Annotated in this window: 19 protein-coding genes; 15 read left to right on the top strand and 4 right to left on the bottom strand. The window is 73.8% G+C overall.

The annotated features are described in order from the left end of the window. The first annotated feature begins 4 nt into the window (after window positions 1–4). The 10 genes from ACN9MM_RS30070 to ACN9MM_RS30025 all read left to right on the top strand — a co-directional run bounded on the left by ACN9MM_RS30070 (window position 5) and on the right by ACN9MM_RS30025 (window position 13124). Window positions 5–1081, top strand: a complete 1077-nt coding sequence (locus tag ACN9MM_RS30070; RefSeq protein ID WP_426366851.1) for an ABC transporter permease — start codon at window positions 5–7, stop codon at window positions 1079–1081. 2 nt (window positions 1082–1083) lie between these two features. Further along, a complete protein-coding gene (locus ACN9MM_RS30065) occupies window positions 1084–2982 on the top strand; it encodes a dipeptide/oligopeptide/nickel ABC transporter permease/ATP-binding protein (RefSeq protein ID WP_426366850.1) in 1899 nt (632 codons plus the stop codon). Beyond that, window positions 2979–3737 carry an ATP-binding cassette domain-containing protein gene (locus tag ACN9MM_RS30060; protein ID WP_426366849.1) on the top strand — a complete coding sequence of 253 codons (759 nt, stop codon included), beginning with the start codon at window positions 2979–2981 and terminating at the stop codon, window positions 3735–3737. The genes ACN9MM_RS30065 and ACN9MM_RS30060 overlap by 4 nt, the downstream gene beginning before the upstream one ends. Next, a complete protein-coding gene (locus tag ACN9MM_RS30055) occupies window positions 3734–5728 on the top strand; it encodes a S9 family peptidase (RefSeq protein WP_426366848.1) in 1995 nt (664 codons plus the stop codon). Before ACN9MM_RS30060 ends, ACN9MM_RS30055 begins: the two co-directional genes overlap by 4 nt. A gap of 265 nt (window positions 5729–5993) precedes the next feature. Then, the gene (locus ACN9MM_RS30050) at window positions 5994–7370 is read left to right on the top strand and encodes a serine hydrolase domain-containing protein (protein ID WP_426366847.1); all 1377 of its coding nucleotides are present in this window, start codon (window positions 5994–5996) and stop codon (window positions 7368–7370) included. Window positions 7371–7464: 94 nt separating this feature from the next. Further along, window positions 7465–8544: a M20 family metallopeptidase gene (locus ACN9MM_RS30045; protein ID WP_426368860.1), complete on the top strand. Its 1080-nt coding sequence runs from the start codon at window positions 7465–7467 to the stop codon at window positions 8542–8544. Beyond that, window positions 8541–9434 carry a GNAT family N-acetyltransferase gene (locus tag ACN9MM_RS30040; RefSeq protein ID WP_426366846.1) on the top strand — a complete coding sequence of 298 codons (894 nt, stop codon included), beginning with the start codon at window positions 8541–8543 and terminating at the stop codon, window positions 9432–9434. The genes ACN9MM_RS30045 and ACN9MM_RS30040 overlap by 4 nt, the downstream gene beginning before the upstream one ends. Continuing rightward, window positions 9431–10537, top strand: coding sequence for an o-succinylbenzoate synthase (gene menC / locus ACN9MM_RS30035; RefSeq protein WP_426366845.1), 1107 nt, complete (start codon window positions 9431–9433; stop codon window positions 10535–10537). Before ACN9MM_RS30040 ends, menC begins: the two co-directional genes overlap by 4 nt. Continuing rightward, entirely contained in the window at window positions 10534–11451 is a 918-nt protein-coding gene (locus ACN9MM_RS30030) for a serine hydrolase (protein ID WP_426366844.1), read from the top strand. Before menC ends, ACN9MM_RS30030 begins: the two co-directional genes overlap by 4 nt. Beyond that, window positions 11448–13124 (top strand): PucR family transcriptional regulator, encoded by a 1677-nt coding sequence (locus ACN9MM_RS30025; RefSeq protein WP_426366843.1) that lies wholly within the window; start codon window positions 11448–11450, stop codon window positions 13122–13124. The genes ACN9MM_RS30030 and ACN9MM_RS30025 overlap by 4 nt, the downstream gene beginning before the upstream one ends. 14 nt (window positions 13125–13138) lie before the next feature. Here the strand turns inward: ACN9MM_RS30025 and ACN9MM_RS30020 are convergent, their stop codons facing one another. Continuing rightward, on the bottom strand, window positions 13139–13774 hold the full coding sequence (locus ACN9MM_RS30020; RefSeq protein ID WP_426366842.1) for a nucleoside/nucleotide kinase family protein: 636 nt from the start codon (window positions 13772–13774) through the stop codon (window positions 13139–13141). 154 nt (window positions 13775–13928) lie between these two features. Here ACN9MM_RS30020 and ACN9MM_RS30015 point away from each other — a divergent pair, with 154 nt between their 5' ends. The 3 genes from ACN9MM_RS30015 to ACN9MM_RS30005 all read left to right on the top strand — a co-directional run bounded on the left by ACN9MM_RS30015 (window position 13929) and on the right by ACN9MM_RS30005 (window position 17178). Beyond that, complete coding sequence (locus ACN9MM_RS30015; RefSeq protein ID WP_426366841.1) at window positions 13929–14336, top strand: VOC family protein; 408 nt, start codon at window positions 13929–13931, stop codon at window positions 14334–14336. A 242-nt stretch (window positions 14337–14578) separates the two neighbouring features. Then, on the top strand, window positions 14579–16564 hold the full coding sequence (fusA, locus tag ACN9MM_RS30010) for an elongation factor G (protein ID WP_426366840.1): 1986 nt from the start codon (window positions 14579–14581) through the stop codon (window positions 16562–16564). A gap of 158 nt (window positions 16565–16722) precedes the next feature. Beyond that, window positions 16723–17178 (top strand): hypothetical protein, encoded by a 456-nt coding sequence (locus ACN9MM_RS30005; RefSeq protein WP_426366839.1) that lies wholly within the window; start codon window positions 16723–16725, stop codon window positions 17176–17178. A gap of 12 nt (window positions 17179–17190) precedes the next feature. On the opposite strand, the gene ACN9MM_RS30000 is transcribed toward ACN9MM_RS30005, so the two are convergent. Next, complete coding sequence (locus tag ACN9MM_RS30000; protein ID WP_426366838.1) at window positions 17191–17631, bottom strand: ATP-binding protein; 441 nt, start codon at window positions 17629–17631, stop codon at window positions 17191–17193. Window positions 17632–17779: 148 nt separating this feature from the next. Here ACN9MM_RS30000 and ACN9MM_RS29995 point away from each other — a divergent pair, with 148 nt between their 5' ends. Together ACN9MM_RS29995 and ACN9MM_RS29990 are read left to right on the top strand one after the other, a co-directional pair. Continuing rightward, entirely contained in the window at window positions 17780–18613 is an 834-nt protein-coding gene (locus tag ACN9MM_RS29995; RefSeq protein WP_426366837.1) for a helix-turn-helix domain-containing protein, read from the top strand. Next, on the top strand, window positions 18610–18849 hold the full coding sequence (locus tag ACN9MM_RS29990) for a DUF397 domain-containing protein (protein WP_426366836.1): 240 nt from the start codon (window positions 18610–18612) through the stop codon (window positions 18847–18849). Before ACN9MM_RS29995 ends, ACN9MM_RS29990 begins: the two co-directional genes overlap by 4 nt. Here ACN9MM_RS29990 and ACN9MM_RS29985 read toward each other — a convergent pair. Then, entirely contained in the window at window positions 18833–19786 is a 954-nt protein-coding gene (locus ACN9MM_RS29985; RefSeq protein ID WP_426366835.1) for an AraC family transcriptional regulator, read from the bottom strand. The two genes, ACN9MM_RS29990 and ACN9MM_RS29985, sit on opposite strands and share 17 nt — an antisense overlap. 9 nt (window positions 19787–19795) lie before the next feature. Continuing rightward, the gene (locus ACN9MM_RS29980) at window positions 19796–20299 is read right to left on the bottom strand and encodes a hypothetical protein (RefSeq protein WP_426366834.1); all 504 of its coding nucleotides are present in this window, start codon (window positions 20297–20299) and stop codon (window positions 19796–19798) included. Window positions 20300–20324 lie beyond the last annotated feature (25 nt).

Raw genomic sequence — 20324 nt, 5'->3', positions numbered from 1 at the left:
CGACATGCGGAAGACCCCTGTGGTCCACGACCCCGTGGACACCCGAACCGCCGCCGAGATCGTGCCGGCCACCGCCGGAACGGCCCCGGGCGGCGCGGAGCCGAACCCGGCCGCCTCGCCTCGCCGCACCGCGCCGGGACCGTGGACCGCGTTCACGCTGCGCCGTGCGGGACGGCTCGTCGCCTCGCTCGCGGCCCTCGTCACCGCCTCCTTCGCCATGATCCACCTGATACCGGGCGATCCCGTCCGTACGGCGCTCGGCCCCACTGCCGACCCCGCGCTGGTCGAGGCCCGCAGACAGGCGCTCGGCCTGGACCGCCCGGTGCCGCAGCAGTTCGGCCACTACCTCGCCGAGCTGTTCCAGGGCCGGCTCGGGGAGTCGATCGGTGCCGGGCTCCCGGTCTCCGACGTCATCGCCGCCCGGCTGCCGGCCACCCTGTCCATCGCCCTGCCGGCCTTCCTCGTGGTGCTCCTGACCGCCGTCCCCGGCGGCATGTGGGCCGCCGTCCTCACCCGTGACGGACGCCGTCGCCGCGGAGAGCTGGCCTTCGGCTCGGTGACCGGCGCCCTCGCCGCGGTGCCCGAGTTCCTGCTCGCCGTCGCTCTGGTGGCCTGCTTCGCGGTCACCTTCCCCCTCTTTCCCGTGGCCTCCCGCGGCGGTCCCGACTCCTATGTCCTGCCCGTCGTCGCGCTGTCCGTCGTCCCCGCCGCCGCGCTCGCCCGGATCGTCCGGGTGGAGACGCTGCGGGTCCTGGGCGAGGAGTACATGCGCACCGCGGCCGCCAAGCGGCTGCCCGCCCGGCTGCGCTATCTGAGGCACGCCCTGCCCAATCTGCTGGCCTCCTCGCTGACCGTCGGCGGCCTGACGCTGATGACGCTGCTGACCGGCACGGTCCTCGTCGAGAACGTCTTCGCGTGGCCCGGCCTCGGGACCACGATCGTCCAGGCGATCACCGAGAAGGACTATCCGATGGTGCAGGCCGTGGTCCTGGTCTACGGGACGGCCGCGCTGCTGATCACCTTCGTGGTCGACGTGGCCGTGGCCGTCGCGGATCCCCGATCCACCGTCCGAGGGAGCTGACGATGTCGTACGCCTGCGGACTCCGGCACGCCCTGCGCACCCCCGTCGGACTGACCGCCCTGGCCGGCGTCCTGGCGCTCGCGCTGGTCGCCCTCCTCGGTCCGGTCGTCCTGGGCCCCACCGCCGAGCGGGTGGACACCGGTGCCATCCTCCAGGGGCCCGGTGCGGCCCATCTGCTCGGCACCGACAACCTCGGCCGGGACATCGCCGCCCGGGTCGTGGTGGCGACCCGGCTCACGCTCGGCCTCACGCTGGCCGCGACCGCGATCGGCGTGCTCGGCAGCCTGCTCCTCGGCGTCGCGCCCGCCGTGCTCGGCCGCCGGGCGGGGCGTGCGGTCACCGCGGCGGTGGGTGTCCTGATCAGCTTCCCCGGCCTGCTCTTCGTCCTCTTCCTCGCCACCGTGTTCGGCGTCGGGGCCTCGGGCGCGGTCCTGGCCGTCGGGCTGGCCATGGTCCCGCCCGGGGCACGGCTGGTGCAGAACCTGACCGCTTCGGTCGCCGGGTCGGAGTACGTCGCCGCCGCCCGGATCCTCGGAGTCGGCCGGCTGCGCATGATCACCCGTCACCTGCTGCCGAACATCGCGGAACCCTGCCTGCTCTTCGCCGCCCAGGCCGCCGCGGGCGCCCTGGTCGCCTTCTCGGGGCTGTCCTTCCTGGGCCTGGGGGTACAGGCGCCGGCGTACGACTGGGGACGCCTGCTCGACGACCAGCTGGACCGGCTCTACCTCAACCCGGTCGCGGCGCTCGCTCCGGGCGCGGCCGTGATCCTCACCGGAGTGGTCTTCGCGCTGGTCGGCGAGGTGCTCGCCCAGGCCGGCCGGCCGGCCCGGCCCGCTGCGGGCGGGGTCGCGGCGGCGCCGGGTCCCGCGCCGCGGCCGGCCCGCCCCGACGGCGCCCTGCTCCAGGTGCACGACCTGCGGGTCACCTTCCCCGGCGGACGACAGCCGGTGCGCGGCGTCTCCCTGAGCATCGAGAAGGGCGAGGCGATCGGTCTGGTCGGCGAGTCCGGCTCGGGCAAGAGCCTGACCGCACAAGCCGTGGCCGGTCTGGTGCCGTCCCCCGGCCTGGTGGAGGCCGGCACGCTCCGCTTCGAGGACCGGGACCTGCTCACCGAACAGCCCCGCGGTACGGCCTTGGCCATGGTCTTCCAGGATCCGATGGCCTCGCTCAACCCGGCCCTCAGCGTCGGTCGGCAGCTGTCTGAGGTCATCGAGGTCCACGAGAGGACCGCCCGCTCCGCGGCCTGGGCCCGCGCCGTCGACCGGCTGCGCGCGGTCCGGATCCCCGACGCGGCGCACCGGGCGCGGCAGCGACCGCACGCCTACTCCGGCGGCATGCGCCAGCGGGCCGTGATCGGCATGGGGCTGATGGGCACGCCACGGCTGATCATCGCGGACGAGCCCACCACCGCGCTGGACGTGACGGTCCAGCGTCAGGTGCTCGACCTGCTGAGCGAGGTCCGCCGCGAGTCCGGGGCGGCACTGCTCCTGATCTCCCACGACCTGGCGATCGTGGCCGGGGTCTGCGAGCGGGTGCTGGTGATGTACGCCGGCCGGATCGTCGAGGACCTGCCGGTCGCGGACCTGGCCGGGCGGGCCGCGCATCCGTACACCCGCGCCCTGATCGGGGCCGTCCCGACCCTGACCACCGACCGGGACCGTGAACTGGCCACGATCCCGGGCCGGCCTCCGGAACCCGACGACACACACCCGGGCTGTCCCTTCGCCGCCCGCTGCGCACTCGCCGACGACCGCTGCCGCAGCGACGTCCCCGAGCTCGTCCCGCACGGGACGGCCGCCCGTGTCGCCTGCTGGCACCCGTCGGCCCCGGCCGCGCCGGGCCCGAGGAACGCGCTCCCGACGGACCGGGACGCGTCCACGACCGAGGAGGCCACCGCATGAGTTCCCTCGAACTCCGGCAGCTGCGGATCCGCTACGGCCGCTTCACCGCCGTCGACGGCGTCGACCTCCTGGTCCCCGACGGCGGGGTCACCGGCCTGGTCGGCGGCTCGGGGTGCGGAAAGTCCTCGCTCGGCCGCGCCGCGGTGGGACTGGCCCCCGTCACGGGCGGCCGGATCCTGGTGGACGGCACGCCCGTGGCCCGCCGGCCCGGCCGTGGCCCGGTGCAGCTCGTCTTCCAGAGCCCGTACGCCTCACTCGACCCGAGGATGCCCGTCGGCGAGGCCGTCGCGGAAGCGCTGCCGCCCTCGGGGTGGTCGCTCCGGCCCGGTGCGTCCGCGCGAGCCCGGGCGGAGGAAGCGGCGCACTATCTGGAACTCGTCGGGCTGGATCCCGGCCGGGCGCCCCTCACCCCCGGAGAGCTCTCCGGCGGCCAGCGGCAGCGTGTCGCGCTGGCCCGGGCGCTGGCGGCCCGGCCCGGCGTCCTGATCGCCGACGAGATCACCTCGGCGCTCGACGTCTCCGTCCAGGGGGCCGTGCTCAACCTGCTGCGCCGTCTCCAGCGGGAACTCCGCTTCTCCCTGCTCTTCATCTCCCACGACCTCGCGGTCGTCCGCTACCTGGCCGACCAGGTGGCCGTGATGGACCGCGGCCGGCTCGTCGAGCACGGGCCCGCCGACCGGGTCCTGCACGCCCCCGGCCACGCGGTGACCGCGTCCCTGCTGTCCTGCGTCCCCACACTGGAGGAGACCCCGTGACCACGACCAGGCCCCTGCGCATCGACGACCTGTACCGGTTCGCGATCCCCGACCAGCCCGCCCTGGCGCCGGACGGCGGCCGCGTCGCGTACACCCTGACGACCCAGGACGCCGGGCTCGACCGGCCGGTGCGTTCGCTGTGGCTCGCCGCCACCGACGGCGGGGCGGGTCCCGCCCCTCACCGGCTCACTTCCGGGCCGGACGACCACACCCCGAGCTGGTCCCCGGACGGCACGACGCTGGCGTTCCTGCGCGGCGGGCGGCTCCATCTGCTCCGTGGCGACGACGGCGGGGTCCGCCGGCTGACGGATCTCGACCACGGCGCGGCGACACCCGTGTGGAGCCCGGACGGCTCGCGGATCGCCGTCACCGCCGAGGTGCGCCGCCACGCCCCGGACGAACCCGTCGTCGTCGACCGCCTCGGCAAGGTGGACGGGCGGGGCATGCGCGGCACCGGCCGCACCCAGCTGTTCGTGCTGGAGACCGCCTCGGGCCGGGTCACTCAGCTGACCCTCGGCGACTTCCACGTCACGGGTACGCCCGCCTGGTCGCCGGACGGCACCCGACTGGCCTTTCCGGCAGCCGTCGGCAGGGACTACGACCTCACGGGGGCCGTCGCCGCCCATGTCGTCGACGTCCTCGGCCCGACGGCCCTGCCGACCCCTGTCGGGCCCGTCGCCGGGCCGGTCCGCGCGGTCGCCTGGCACCCGGACGGCGAGGCTCTGCTGCTGACCGGCCGCAGCGGCCACGGGGCCGGCCACGACTCGCTGCGGCTCCAGCCGCTGGACGGTTCGGCGCCCACGGCGCTCGCGGTCGGACTGGACCGCAACGTCATGCCCGGCGGCTCGGGCTATCCGGGTGCCCTCCCCCAGTTCGACGGCCCGAAGGGCGAGAGCGTCGTCTTCTGCGCCCGGGACCGCGGCGCAACCCGGCCGTACCGGCTTCTCCTGGACGACGGACCCGGCCGCGCGAGCGCCCCGGCGGTGGAACTTCCGCTTCCCGCGGGCAGCGGGGTGTCGGGCTGCTCCGTCGCGGCGGGGAAGGCCGCGCTCGCCGTGGCGGACGGCGCCTCGTACGGCGAGATCGAGCTGCTCGACCTGGAGACCGGCGAACTGACCCGGCTGACCGCGCACATGGCCGAGACGCTCCCCGATGTGACGCTCGCGCCCGTCACCGAACGCGAGTTCGTGATCTCGGACGGCACGCGGGTGCACGGTCTGGTCACGCGCGACCCCCGGGCACCCGCCGGCGGGCCGCTGCTCGTCGATCTCCACGGCGGACCGCACAACTGCTGGGCCCCGCACGCCGACCCCGTCCACCTCTACCACCAGGAGCTGGCCGGTCGCGGCTGGACGATCCTCGCCCTCAACATCCGCGGCAGCGACGGGTACGGCGAGGACTTCCTCACCGCCGCCGTCGGCGCCTGGGGCGAGGGCGACGAGCGGGACGTGCTGGAGCCGGTGGCGACGCTGGTGGCCGAAGGCCTCGTCGATCCGGAACGGATCGCTCTCACCGGCTACAGCTACGGCGGCTACCTCAGCTGCTGGCTCTCCGCCCGCAGCGACCGCTTCGCCGCGGTCGTGCCGGGCGGTCTGATCGCCGACCTGCCGTCGCTGGTCGCCACATCCGTCGAGGGCCTGGAGATCGCGCACGAGGAGATCGCGGATCCCGACCGGCGGCGGGAGCTCTCCCCGCTCACCCACGTGGACGGCGTGCGGGCCCCCACGCTGATCCTCCACGGCCTGGCCGACGACGTCTGCCCCGCGGGCCAGGCCGAGCAGTGGTTCCACGCGCTGCGCACCCGCGGGGTGCCCGTCCGGATGGTCCTCTACCCCGAGGGCTCGCACCTCTTCGTCCTGAACGGCCGGCCGTCGCAGCGCGCCGACTACTCCCGCCGTGTCGTCGACTGGGTCACCGGGCACACCCTCCGCCCCTTCGGCGGCCCGGTCCCGCACGCCGCCTCGAACCCCGAACCCGTCGGGTCCCGCTGACCTCCGGCCCCACCGGCGCCCGGCCCTCCGACGCTCGGCGCGTCGCGTCGCACCGACCTCGACCCCGCCGAGCCCGGAGCCGCCCCCACGAGGGTCACCGGCTCCACCCCGTACGGCACCCCGCCCCACCCGGCCGGGCGCCCGCACCGCCGGTCGCGGCCCACCACCCCACCGGGCACGAAGGCCCGCGACCGGCACCCACCCTCCGCGCCACCCACCCCGTCCGCGCCACCCACACGACCCGCGCGCACCTCAGGAGTCCCTCGTGACCGCGAAACCGACCGTTCCCCTCGACACCGCCCACTGGTCCGCACGTCTGGCCGAACTCGCCGCCCGCCATGCGGTGCCCGGAGCAGGTCTGGGCATCTGGTTCCAGGGGCAGCAGACCGAGGCCGCCACCGGCCTCGCCAACGCCGGCGCCCGGATCGAGGCGACCACCGACACGCTGTGGCAGATCGGTTCCGTCACCAAGGTGTGGACCGCCACGGCGGCGATGGGTCTCGTGGACGAGGGGGCCCTGACCCTGGACGGCCCCCTCATCGACGTCATGCCCGAGCTCCGCCTCGCCGACGAGCACCTGACCCGGCACGTGACGCTGCGTCATCTGCTGTCCCACACCAGCGGCATCGACGGCGACTTCTTCCCGGACGCCGGACGGGGCGACGACTGTCTGGAGCGGTACGCGGAACTGCTCGCCGACCAGCCGGCGTGCCATCCGCTCGGCGCCACCATGTCGTACTGCAACGCCGGATACACGCTGATCGGCCGGGTGATGGAACGGGTCACCGGAGTCCCCTGGGACGCGCTGATGCGAGACCGGCTCTTCCGGCCGCTCGGCCTCACCCACACCGCGACCCTGCCCGACGACGTCCTGCGCCACCGTGCCGCGACGGGGCACTACGGCGACCCGCCCCAGGTGGTCGCGGAGTGGGCGATGGCGCGCTCCAGCGGCCCGACCGGTCTGATCTGCTCCACCCCCGCCGACGTCCTGGCCTTCGTCCGCCTCCATCTGGACGGGGGCTCCGCGGGAAGCGGCACCCGGCTGCTGAGCCCCGATTCCGTGCGGGCCATGCAGACCCCGCAGGTCGAGCTCCCCGGCCCCTACCCGGTCGGCCGTGCCTGGGGCCTCGGCTGGGCCCTCGACGAGTGGGACGGACTGGCGATGTACGGGCACGACGGCAGCACCATCGGTCAGAGCGCGTACCTGCGCGTGCTGCCCGAGGCCGATCTCGCGATCTGCCTGTTCGCGAACGGCGGCAACACCGGCGCCCTGTACACGGAGCTGTTCCGGGAGATCGCCCAGGAACTCGCAGGCGTGTCCATGCCGGCCCCCCTGCTCCCGGCCGAGGACCAGCTCGGCACGGACCCGGCCGACGTGACGGGCGTGTACGAACGCAGCTCCACCCGGATCGAGGTCGTCGAACAGGACGGCGGACTGCTCCTGCGCGACCGCTTCACCGGGATCCTGGCCGCTCTCGCCGAGCAGCCCGAGACCGAGCTGCGCCTGCGCCCGATGGCGCCCGGGATCTTCGTGGCCCGGCGCCCCGAAGGCGGCAGCTGGATGCCGGTCGCCTTCTTCACCCTGCCCGACGGCTCGCGCTTCGTCCACCACGCCGGCCGTGCCACTCCGAAGGTGAGCTGAGATGAACCCCTCCACCGCCCGCCCGCACACCCCCGCGCGCCCACGATCCGCCGCGCCGTCCGCCGTCGACCGGCTGCGGGCCCGGCTCCCCGAGATGATCGAGGACGTCGAAGCCCTCGTCACCGCGGAGTCCCCGACGTCGGACCCGACCGCCGTCGACCACTGCGCCACGGTCCTCGCCGCGCTCGGCACCCGGCTCACCGGTCAGTCCCCCGAGTGGCTCGAGGACACCGGCAGACCGCACCTGCGCTGGCGTTTCGGCAGCGGCGACCGCGTCCTGCTCCTCGGCCACCTCGACACCGTCTGGCCGGTCGGCTCCCTGGCCACCCACCCTTTCGCGGTCAGGGACGGCATCCTCACGGGGCCCGGCTGCTTCGACATGAAGGCCGGACTCGTCCAGCTCTTCCACGCCCTGGCGAGCCTCGACGACCTGGACGGAGTCACCGTCCTCGTCACCTCCGACGAGGAGGCGGGCTCCGCCGACTCCCGCGCCCTGATCGAGGACGAGGCCCGCCGCACGGGGGCGGTCCTGGTCCTGGAGGCCGCCGAGGACGGGGCCCTGAAGACGGAGCGCAAGGGCGCCTCCCTGTACGACCTGACGATCACCGGACGCGCCGCGCACGCCGGCCTGGAGCCGGAGCGAGGAGTCAACGCCACCACGGAGCTGGCCCATCAGGTCCTCGCCGTCGACGGTCTGACCGACCGGACCGCCGGCACCACCGTGACGCCCACCGTCGCCGCCGCCGGCACGACCCGCAACACCGTGCCCCACACGGCGTCCCTCCAGATCGACGTCCGGGCCCGGACCGAGCGGGAACAGTGGAGGGTCGACGCCGCCCTGCGCGGCCTGGCGTGCGCGCTGGACGGCGCGGAACTCACCCTGGCCGGCGGCCTCAACCGGCCACCGCTCTCCGCCGCTTCGTCGGCCGGACTGTTCGCCCTGGCCCAGGAGCTGAACACCGCCCTCGGCCTCGGCCCGCTGCGCGGCGCGGCCGTCGGAGGCGGCTCCGACGGCAACTTCACCGCCGGTGTCGGCGCCCCCACCCTGGACGGCCTGGGCGCGGTCGGCGGCGGCGCGCACGCCGACGACGAGCACGTCGTCGTCGCCGAACTCCCGGCACGAGCCGCTCTGGTGGCCGCGCTCGTCGACGAGCTCTGCGGACGGTCCCGATGACCGGCCCCCGCACCGCTCCCTCGGAAGAGCTCGGCTCCGCCCTGCCGGCGGCCGAACGCGCCGCTCTGGCCGCCGGGGTCACCATCCACGAGCTGCACGACCTCGACGGCATGCGCGAGGCGCGCGACCTGCTCCACCGCGTGTGGCGCCCGGCACCGGACAACCCCGTGATGACTCCGGAACTGCTCCTGGTGCTGGCCCACTCCGGCAGTTACGTCGTCGCCGTCCAGCAGGACGGCCGGATGATCGGCACCTGCCTCGGGCTGCTGTCCACGGCCGGGCTCCACTCCCACATCGCCGCCGTCGACGACGGTGCTCGGGGCCGCAGCATCGGCTTCGCGCTGAAACTCCACCAGCGTGCCTGGTCCCTCGGCCGCGGCATCACCACGATCACGTGGACGTACGACCCGCTGGTCAGCCGAAACGCCTACTTCAACCTCCGCAAGCTCGGAGCCGTACCCACGGAGTACCTTCCGAACTTCTACGGCGCCATGCGGGACGGCGTCAACGCGGGAACCGACTCCGACCGGCTGCTCGTGCGCTGGGACCTCACCGCCGGACCGGCGGCCCACCCCGCCCCGGGCACGGGGCGCGCCGGAGAGCCGGCCGCGCCGTGCCCGCCCGCCGTGGTCGCCCTCGACATCGGCCCCGACGGCCTCCCCGTCCGGGGCGAGAGGCCGGGCGACGTGTCCGGGAGGACCGTCCTGGTCCGCGTCCCGCCCGACATCGAGGGGCTGCGGAGGGACGGCCGCGCCGCGGCCGCGACCGCCTGGCGTCTGGCCGTACGCGACGTCCTCGGCAGCCTGATGGCCGCCGGACAGCACACCGTCACCACCTTCACCCGGGACGGCTGGTACGTCCTGTCACCACGTCTGGAGTTTGACGCATGAAGATCCTCGGAGCGGAACTGCGCCGGATCGCGATGCCCCTGGTGTCGCCGTTCCGGACGTCCTTCGGCACACAGACCGCACGCGACCTGCTTCTGCTGCGGATCGAGACCACCGGAGGGGACGGCTGGGGCGAGTGCGCCACCATGACCTCCCCGGTGTACTCCTCCGAGTACACCGACGCGGCCGCCGACGTGCTCCGCCGCCATCTGCTGCCCGCCCTGTTCGCGAGGCCGGAGGTGACGCCGTGGACGGTCGCCCCGGCGCTGGCCTCCTTCAAGGGGCACCGGATGGGCAAGAGCGCGGTGGAGATGGCCGTCCTGGACGCCTGGCTGCGGGCCCGCTCGCTGTCCTTCGCCGAGTGGCTCGGCGGCACCGCGGACCGGGTCGCGGCCGGCGTCTCGGTGGGAATCATGGACTCGGTCCCCGAGCTGCTCGACGCGGTCGAGGGGTACCTGGAGGACGGCTACCGCCGTATCAAGCTCAAGATCCAGCCGGGCTGGGACATCGAGCCCGTGCGCGCCGTGCGGGAGCGCTTCGGTGCCGACGTGCCGCTCCAGGTCGACGCCAACACGGCGTACACCCTGGCCGACGCGCACCACCTGGCGCGACTGGACGAGTTCGACCTGCTGCTGATCGAGCAGCCGCTCGACGAGGAGGACATGCGCGCTCACGCCCTGCTCGCGCGGCAGCTGCGCACCCCGGTCTGCCTCGACGAGTCGGTCGTGTCCGCCCGCTCGGCGGCCGACGCCATCGCCATGGGTGCGTGCGCGGTCGTCAACATCAAGCCCGGCCGGGTCGGCGGCTACCTGGAGGCCCGGCGGATCCACGACGTGAGCGCCGCGCACGGTGTGCCCGTGTGGTGCGGCGGCATGCTGGAGACGGGGCTCGGCCGGGCCGCCAACGTCGCGCTGGCCGCCCTCCCCGGCTTCACCCTCCCCGGCGACGTCTCGGCGTCGAGCCGCTACTACCGCACGGACATCACCGAGCCGTTCGTCCTGCGCGACGGGCACCTCGACGTGCCCCGTGGCGCGGGGCTCGGGGTGACGCCTGTTCCCGGTCTCCTCTCCGACGTCACCGTGTCGACCGAATGGATCACGCCGTGAACACCGTCGTCACGACCGCCACCGCGCGTCGGACCCTGGAGACCGCGTTCGCGGAAGCCGGCGTCCAGGGGCACCTCTTCGCCCAGGACATCGACGGACGGGCGGCCGTCGGACTCGATGAGGACGCCCCCGTCGCGCTGGCTTCGGTCTTCAAGATCCCGATCGCCCTGGCGTACGCGTGCGAGGCGGAGGCCGGCCGGCTCGACCGCACCGAGCGCCACCCCGTGCCGCCGGGGCTGCGGGACGGCGGCATCGGCATCTCCGGCTGCGCGGACCGGGTGGAGATGAGTCTGCGCGACCTCGTCGGCATGATGCTGACGATGAGCGACAACGCCGCCACCGACGTCGTCCTGCGCCGGGTGGGCCTCGCCCGGGTCAACGGCCTCCTCGCCGGTCTCGGCCGCTCCCACACCCATCTGGTGGGCGGCTGCTCCGACCTCATCGGGGCGTTGCTCGCCGAACTCGGCGTCGCCTCCCTGGCCGAGGCCCAGCCCGTCCTCGACGCCCTGTCCGCCGAGGAGCTCATGCGGCTGTCCTTGTGCGTGCCGGAGCGCACGACCCGGTCCACCGCCCGCGACACGGCCGCCCTCCTCGCCCAGATCTGGCGGGACGAGGCGGGCCCGGCCGCGGCCTGCCGCGAGGTGAGGGAGGTGATGGCCCGCCAGATCTGGCCGCACCGGCTGGCATCCGGATTCGGCGACGGCTACCGGATCGCGGGCAAGACGGGCACCCTGCCGGGCTGGCGCAACGAGGCCGGAGTCGTCGAGCACCGCGACGGCGGCCGTTACGCGGTCGCGGTGTTCACCAGGGCCGCGACACCCCGCGAGCTCGATCCCGAGGCGGACCGGGTCATCGGACGGGCGGCCCGGATCGCGGTCGACGCGCTCCGTGCCCCCGTGGCGGCGGGACGATGACCCCGGCGGCCCCGGTCGTCCTCGGGCGGGTCCTGGCCGATCTCGGGTCGACCCTCGTGGAACTCGCCGCCGGCACCCCGGACCTCACCCGTCCGGTGTCCGGCGTGCTCATCCACGATCCTCTGGAGGAGCCCGCACGGTGGCCGGGTGCCGTCGTCCTCGGCGTCGGCGTCGCCGGCGCTCCCTCGGTCGCCGCGCTCACGGAGCGGGCGGCCGGGCTCGGCGCGGCGGCCGTCGTCGTCCGGTCCCCGGTGGACGTCGACGACGCGGTCACGGCCGCCTCGAACCGCACCGGCGTACCCGTCCTCGGTCTCACCCCGGGCGCCTCCTGGGCCCAGGCGGCCGCACTGCTCCGCGGCCTGCTGGCCGTCGACGACTTCGCGGACGAGGACCCCGGCGCGTCGGCGTGGGACAACCCCCTCTCGGGCGATCTGTTCGCCCTGGCCAACGCGATCGCGGCACTCCTCGACGGTCCGGTCACGGTGGAGGACCGCGGCGGGAAGGTACTCGCCTTCTCCAGCCGTCAGGACGAGGGCGACCCTGCCCGGATCACGACCGTCCTGGACCGCCAGGTGCCGGCCGACAAGCTGCGCGACCTGGAGGCACGCGGCGCCTTCCACGCCCTCTACCGCAACGAGGGGGTGCTGTACGTGGCCGGCCCGCACGACAAGCCACGGGCGGCGATCGCCGTCCGGGCAGGCGGGGAGATCCTCGGCTCCATCTGGGTGATCATCCGGGACCGCCTGGGCCCGGACGGCGAACGCGCCCTCGCCGAGGCCGCGAACGTCGCCGCGCTACACCTGCTGCGCCGCCGGGCCGGTGAGGACGTCGGTCACCGGTTGCGCGCCGACCTCGTGGCCACCGTCCTCGAAGGTGGCGCCGCCGCGCCCCGGGCCGCGGCCCGACTCGGACTGACGCACCAGTCGGCCTGTGTCCTGGCACTCGCCGTGCTGGGCGACGACGTCGCCCCCGACCTGCTCGCCACGGGCCGTCGCACCGCGGAGGCACTCGCGCTCCACCTCTCCGCGGTCCATCCCCGGGCCGCCACGGCCTACCTCGGCGACGTGACGTACGCCGTGCTGCCGGGCAGCTCCGACGAGACGGCCACACGCGTGGCCGAGGCGTTCCTCTCCCGGGCGGGCAGCAGAGTGGCGGCCGTCATCGGGATCGGCCGGCCCGCCACCGACCCGAGCGATCTACCCCGCTCGCGCGCCGACGCCGACCGCGCCCTGCGGGTGCTCACCGCCTCCGGCACTCCCCACCGCGCCGCCGCGCTCAAGGACGTCTACCTGCCCTCCCTGCTCCTCGATCTCGCCGACCAGGTCCACATCGACGCCCATCCGTCCGACGACCCCGTCACCCGTCTGCGCGCCTACGACGCCGAGCACCACAGCGCGCTCACCGAGACGCTGGCCGCCTGGCTCGACAACTTCGGCGATGTCATCGCCGCCTCCGCCGCCGTCCATGTCCACTCCAACACCTTCCGCTACCGGCTCAAACGCCTCGCGCAGGTGTCGGGCTTCGATCCCGGAGACCCGACGGCCCGCTTCGAGGCCATGCTTCACCTCCGCCTGGCACCGCCTCCCCGTCCCGGAACGGCTCCGTCCCGTCCTGCCGAACCCGCGCGCCCCCCACGGAAGGGGCAGGGGGAATCGGAGGACACCGGGCCCTGACCTTGCGGCGGCGGTCAGCCCATCGTGATCACCAGGTCCGCGCGGTCCCGGCCCCGGGTCACCAGCTGCGCGTTCCGTTCGTCGGAGGTGTGGACCCAGCGTTCCGCGTGGGCGCGGGCCTTGCCGAAGCGGACGTGCCGGTCGACCAGCCGGGGGACGCGGAGGCGGGCGTCCAGGTCCAGGAACCAGGCCTCGTCGAGCAGGGGCCGGACGTCCACCCAGGCGCCCCCGTCGTGCAGCAGGTAGTTCCCCTCGGTGACGACGAGCGGGACCTCGGGCGCGACGGGGATCGCCCCGGCGACGGGCTCCTCCAGGGAGCGGTCGAACGCGGGCGCGTACACGGTCGTGCCGGGGACGGGCGCGCGGAGCCGGGCGAGCAGCGCGGCGTACCCGGCGGCGTCGAAGGTGTCCGGCGCGCCCTTGCGCCCGGCCCGCCCGAGCCGCTCCAGCTCGGCCTGCGCGAGGTGGAACCCGTCCATCGGCACGAGCACGGCGAGCCCGTCGAGCCCGTCGACGAGCCGTCCGGCGAGCGTGGACTTCCCGGCCCCCGGCGCCCCGGCGATCCCGAGGATCCGCCGCTCCCCCGCCTCGGCGAGCCCCCGCGCCCGGGCGACGAGCCGATCGAACTCCCGCACGTCCATGCGGGGCATTGTCGCACCGGTACGGCACCCCGCCCCTCGGGCCGCCCCCCCCCCACCCCTCTCCCGGACCCTCATTCACCCCCCTCCCCCGCAAGGGTCGCCCCTGCCACGACGCGGGTCGACGCGGGTCGAATCCACCGCTTCCGCGCATTACGTTGGGGTAATGCCGTCCATCGCACTCGTCACCCTCGTCGTCCGTGACTACGACGAGGCCATCGCCTTCTACACCGACGCCCTCGGCTTCGACCTCGTCGAGGACACCGACCGCGGCGACGGAAGCCGCTGGGTCGTCGTCCGCCCGCGCGGCGCCGCCGGCGTCGGCGGTCTCGGCAACGCCGGGCTGCTCCTGGCCCGCGCCAAGAACGAGGAGCAGGAGGCCTCGGTCGGCAATCAGACCGGCGGCCGGGTCGGCTTCTTCCTCCACACCGAGGACTTCGCCCGCGACCACGAGCGCATGGCGGCGGCCGGAGTGAAGTTCCTGGAGGAACCGCGCCACGAGCCGTACGGCTCGGTCGCCGTCTTCGAGGACCTCTACGGCAACCGCTGGGACCTCCTCCAGCCGGCCGGATAATTCGGTGTCGCCCGCGCGGCGGCTCTCCCTACACTCGCGGCACGGCGCACCGACCGGTGTGCCGTGCCGCGAGTGTGTCTACCGAGGAGAGCCGACCGTGCGTACGCGCCGCTTCGACGTGATCCTCGCCTCTCGCTCCGGCCGATGGCGGCTGCGCGCCCGCCATCGCCGACCCGTGGTGTGACCGAACCACCCCGGGAATCGCGCTGCCCGTTCTCCACGCAGCAGCGAAAGGCACCACCATGCGAGTCCGCAATCTCGGCATCCTCGCCCACGTCGACGCCGGCAAGACCACCGTCACCGAGCGCTTCCTGTACCTCACCGGCGCCACCCACAAGCGCGGCGAGGTCCACGACGGCACCACCGTCACCGACTTCGACCCGCAGGAGCGGGACCGGGGCATCACGATCTTCGCCGCGGCCGTCAGCTGCGACTGGGCGGGCCACCGCGTCAATCTGATCGACACCCCCGGTCACGTCGACTTCTCCGACGAGGTCGAGCGTTCGCTCCGCGTCCTCGACGGCGCCGTCGCCGTCTTCGACGCCGTTGCGGGCGTCGAGCCCCAGAGCGAGACGGTGTGGCGCCAGGCCGACCGTCACGGCGTTCCGAGGATCGCGTTCGTCAACAAGCTGGACCGCGCGGGCGCGGAGCTCGACACCGCCGTCGCGTCGATCCGGGACCGTCTCGGCACCGTCCCGCTCGCGGTCCAGCTCCCCATCGGCCGCGAGGACGGCTTCACCGGCGTCGTGGACCTGGTCGGGATGCGGGCGTACGTGTGGGCCGACGGCGCCGACACGTACACCGGGCAGCCCGTCCCCGACGACCTCGGGGACGAGGCCCGGCACCGCCGCCGACGCCTGGAGGAGACGGTCGCGGAGCTGCACCCGGGCGCCCTGGAGGAGTTCTGCGAGACCGGGGCCCTGACCGGGCCCACCCTCACGGGCGCCCTCCGGGACCTCACGCTCTCCGGTGACGCCGTCGTCGTGCTGTGCGGCTCCGCGTACCGCAACCGCGGTGTCGAACCGCTCCTCGACGCCGTCGTCGCGTACCTCCCGGCCCCGTCGGACATGCCGCCGGTGCGCGGCGAGGTCCCGGCGGACCCGACGGCGCCGTTCACCGCGCTCGCCTTCAAGGTGAACGCGACCGCCACCGGCCGCATGACCTACCTCCGCGTCTACGCGGGCTCGCTCAGGAAGGGGGACACCGTGCTCGACACCACCGCGGGCCGCACCGAGCGGATCGCCCGCATCCTGCGCGTCCAGGCCGACCGGGCGACGGAGGTCGACGAGGCGCGCGCCGGTGACATCGTCGCCGTCGTCGGGCCGAAGTCCGCCCGCGCCGGCGCCACCCTGTGCGCCCCGGACGCGCCGGTCGTCCTCGAACCGCCGACGACCGCCGACCCGGTCGTCTCGGTCGCCGTGGAGGCCCGCCGCGGCACGGACACGGGCCGCCTCGCGACGGCCCTCGCCCGGCTCTCCGAGGAGGACCCGTCGCTCGTCGTGCGGTCCGACCCGGAGACGGGCCAGACCGTCCTGTCCGGGCTCGGCGAACTGCACCTGGAGGTCGCGGTGGAGAAGCTGCGGCGCGACCGGGGCCTGGAGGTCACGGTCGGCCGTCCCCAGGTCGCGTACCGGGAGACGGTGACGAAGGGCGTCACCGGCCTGCTGTACCGCCATGTCAAACAGGACGGCGGCGCGGGCCAGTTCGCCCACGTCGTCATCGATGTCGAACCGGCCCCGGAGGGAGAGGAGTTCGTCTTCACGTCGACGGTCACGGGCGGCCGCGTCCCGCAGGAGTACGTCCGCGCGGTCGAGGCCGGCTGCCGGGACGCCCTCGTCGAGGGTCCTCTCGGCGGCCACCCGGTGACGGGCGTCCGGGTCACGCTCGCGGACGGCGCCACGCATCCGAAGGACTCCTCGGAGATGGCGTTCCGCACGGCGGGTCGCTTCGCGCTGCGCGAGGCGCTCCGCGCGAGCGTGGTTTCCCTGCTTGAGCCGGTGGCCGAGGTGACGGTCACCGTCCCCGCCGAGTCGGTCGGCTCGGTCCTCGGCGACCTCGCGGCCCGCCGGGGCCGAGTCACGGACTCGACGACCCGCTCCGGTACGGCGGTGGTCGAGGCGACGGTGCCGCTGGCCGAACTCTTCGGCTACGCGTCCCGCCTCCGCGGCCGCACCCAGGGCCGGGGGACGTTCACGACCCGCCCGGCGGGTTACGCCCCGGCGCCGTAGGCCCGGTCCGGGGACGCTCATTGAACCGTCAAGGAGCGTCCCCGGAACGCATGTTGCACGAGCGGCCGAGTGGGGCGAACCTGGTGGTGGAGACGCGTGCAGGCGCCTGCGGACAGCAGCCTCCGTCAATCCCACCCAACCAGAACGGAGCCCCCGCCATGGTTCTGGTGCATCTCGAATGCAGGGCCCCCGATGCCGGAAGGAAGTACCTCGCCGGCAACTACACCCAGGGCACGGTTTCTCTGCGGAACAGGGACGATCCCGGTACGCGATGGGAGATGAACCACCTGGGCAACAACCAGTTCACGTTCCTGTGCGTCGACGAGCTGGACCTGACCAACTTCTTCGACGTCCTCGACTCGTTCAATGAGACCCGCTATCTCGACGGGAACACGGCGACCGGCGCCGTCCAGCTCGCGAAGAACACCAACCCGCCGTTCACGGGCACCCGATGGCTCCGCTCCAACGGCCCCGAGGACGCGCTCGTCTTCACCTGCCTCGGCGCACTTGACGGACCCCGGATGCTCGACGGCTGGCCGGGCCCTGACACGGTGCAACTCCGGCCTGACACCGGGTTCCTGGGGACGAGGTGGATCACCGTGACGCCCTTCTGACCCACCGCCGGTTCAGGGAACCGCGAGATCGAGCTCGGCCCGTACCGTCTTTCCGACCGGTACGCGGTCGAGCACGGCCCACCGCGAGGCGAGCGCCTCGACGAGGAGCAGGCCCCGTCCGCCCTCGTCGAGCGGCCCCGGCCTGGCGGCGGCCGGGCGCCGCTCGCCCCGGGTGTCGGAGACGTCGATCCGGAGCAGCAGCCCGGGCGTGTACGCGAGCGTCAGCTCGAAGTCGCGCCCGGGCACCCGGCCGTGGGTGACGGCGTTGGCGGCCAGCTCGGCAACGAGGAGCGCGGCGACGTCGGAGGCCTGGGAGCCGTACGGGAGCCGCCAGCGGTCGAGTTGATGGAGGGTGAGCCGACGGGCGAGACGGGCGCCGCGGGGCGTCGAGCTGAAGCGCTGGGTGAACACACGTACGGTAACGGCGGGTTCGTGGGTCGCTGGCGAGGTCATGGGGCCAATGTGACGACACCCTGGGGGAGTTACCAGCTCAGCAACCCGTACGCTGCGCAGCGTACGGGTTCTCGCTCTGGACGGTACCGGTGACTATCAGTGAACCTGGAGGCGATCTGCGCGAGTACACGGGCACGGAGGTGGCGGGGTGACGGACGAGGTTCCGAAGGGGAGCGAACCGGAGACGTCGGAGAGCCTGAGGGCTTTCGGGGAAGTGGTCAAGGTCTTCCGCAGACGGGCGGTCCTGACACAGGAACAGTTCGCCCCACGGGTGGGCTACTCGGTCCCGACGATCGCCTCGATCGAGCAGGGCCGCCGGCTGCCGTCGAAGGAGTTCGTGCAACGCGCGGAGGAGGTGCTGGACGCGTTCGGAACGCTCACGGCGGCGGCGAAGCACCTGACGCGGAAGGCGGGCCTGGCGAAGTGGTTCGAGGGGTGGGCGGAGCTGGAGCCGCTGGCGGTGACGCTGTACACGTACGAGCCGCGACTCGCGCCAGGCCTGCTCCAGACGACCGCGTACGCGAGGACACTCTTCGAGAAACAGCTCCCGGCGATGAGCGACGACAAGATCGAGTCGAGCCTCATCGCGCGCATGGAGCGAACACACATCCTCACAGACCGCTCGGAGACGATCTTCAGCTTCATCATCGAGGAACACGCGCTGCGCCGCCAGGTGGCCACCCCCGACGTCATGCGCGAGCAGATCGACCACATCGTCGAACTCAGCGAACGGCGCAACATCGACATCCAGATCATGCCGTTGTCGCGCGGGCACCACGCAGGACTCGACGGCCCCTTGTGTCTCCTGGAGACGGAGGAGAACGCCTGGCACGCATACAGCGAAGGCCAGGGAACCGGTGAGCTCATCTCCGACCCCAAAGAGGTCAGCATCCTCCAGCAGCGATATGCCAGGATGCGGGCACAGGCTCTGTCCGTAGAAGCATCCGTGAGCCTGCTGCGGGAGATCCGAGGAGCACTATGAGCACGACCGAACTGGCCTGGTTCAAGAGCAGCTACAGCACCGGCGACGGCGGCAACTGCGTCGAAGTCGCCCTCTCCTGGCACAAGTCCAGCTACAGCAGCGGTGACGGCGACAACTGTGTCGAGGTGGCCGCCTGCCCCTCCACCGTCCACGTCCGCGACTCCAAGCGCCCCACCGGCCCGCAGCTCGCCCTCTCCCCCGCCACCTGGACGGAGTTCCTCAGCCGGCTGGGCTGACGGCCGGGGCCCGGTGGTCGCTGGGCCTCGTCCCGTACACGCGCTTGAAGGCCACGCTCAGGCCGAACGCGCTCTGGTAGCCGACCTGCCGGGCGATCGACTCCACCGTCGCGTCGGTACGGGCCAGCAGGTCGGCGGCCAGGGCGAGGCGCCAGCCGGTCAGGTACGCCATGGGCGGTTCGCCGACGAGGTCGGCGAACCGGCGGGCGAGGGTGGCGCGCGAGACGCCGGTCGCCTCGGCGAGGGTCGTGACGGTCCACGGGCGGGCGGGCCGGTCGTGGATGAGGCGCAGGGCCCGGCCCGCGACGGGGTCGCCGAGGGCGCGGTACCAGGCGGGCGGGTCCGCCTCGGGGCGGGCGAACCACTCCCGGAGCGTGGACAGGAGCAGGAGGTCCAGGAGCCGGTCGAGTACGGCCTGTTGGCCGGGGTCGTCGCGGCTGATCTCGCCGTCGGTGAGTTCGAGGATGGGCCCGGCCGTGCCCTCCTGGGGGACGACGAGGACACGGGGAAGGCCGCCGATGAGGCGGGCGGAGACCCGGCCGTCGACCTGGTAGCTGCCGGTGAGGAGCACGGTCGTGCCGCCGGGGGCGTTGGCGCAGGTGCGGAGGCCGAGGATGACGTCCTCGCTGACGTCCTCGCCGTCGGCGGTCGTGCAGTACCCGGGGTGGACGACGTAGAAGGGCCGGGTCCGTCCGCTCGGGTCGTCGGTGACGGAGAACGGCTCCGGGCCGGTCACGACGGCCACGTCGCCGGGGCCGAGGGCGACGGGTGCGGTGTCCCCGCCGGGGACGATCCAGCCGGAGCCCCGGAGCATGGTGACGACGGCGAGGGGCGTCCCGTCGGCGAAGCCGATCGACCAGGGCGGGACGAGGATGTTCCTGCTGAACAGGGCGCCCTCGGAACGGACTTCGTACAGCAGGCTCGCGAGCGGATCCACGCCTCGAGTCTAGGCCGAAGAGCGAGGGCTCGGTCCGCCGGTTCCGGACGCCCGCACCGCCTGTTCCCAGAGGTCCAGCCCCGCGCGGAGGAGTTCGCGCACGGCCGCGGTCTCCTCGTCCGTCCAGGCCTCCTCCTCACCGAAGAGCTTCTCGTAAGCGCTGTCGTGGATCGGTCCTTGGGAGGGGAGGGGCGGGCCGGCCTTCAGACTGCGGGAGAGGTCTTCGAGGAGGTTCCACGCGTCGAGCAGCGGAGCCGTCGTGACCGGGCCCCGCTCGGGTCGCTCGACCCATCGCCGTACTGCATCCAGATCGAGGGCGGCCTCGCCCTCCCGGACGAGCTCCCAGCCGTAGCGATCCGCGGCTTCCCGCAGCGTCTCGTAGTCCCGGAACGCGAGGAGTTGTCCGTGGTCGTCGACGGCGACCTCATCGGGGGCATCGGCCTCTCCCGGCCGCCAGATCAGCGTGAGGTCCCCTCCCCTGGTCGCGATGCGGTACGGGTAGGAGGCAGTCATGCGGATCTCCCTGGTGCCGAGGCGG

It is taken from the genome of Streptomyces sp. E-08, from assembly GCF_049913095.1.
Classification (GTDB): domain Bacteria; phylum Actinomycetota; class Actinomycetes; order Streptomycetales; family Streptomycetaceae; genus Streptomyces.
The sequence above is the reverse complement of the archived record's forward strand: the minus strand, read 5'-3'. Positions and strand labels throughout refer to the sequence as shown.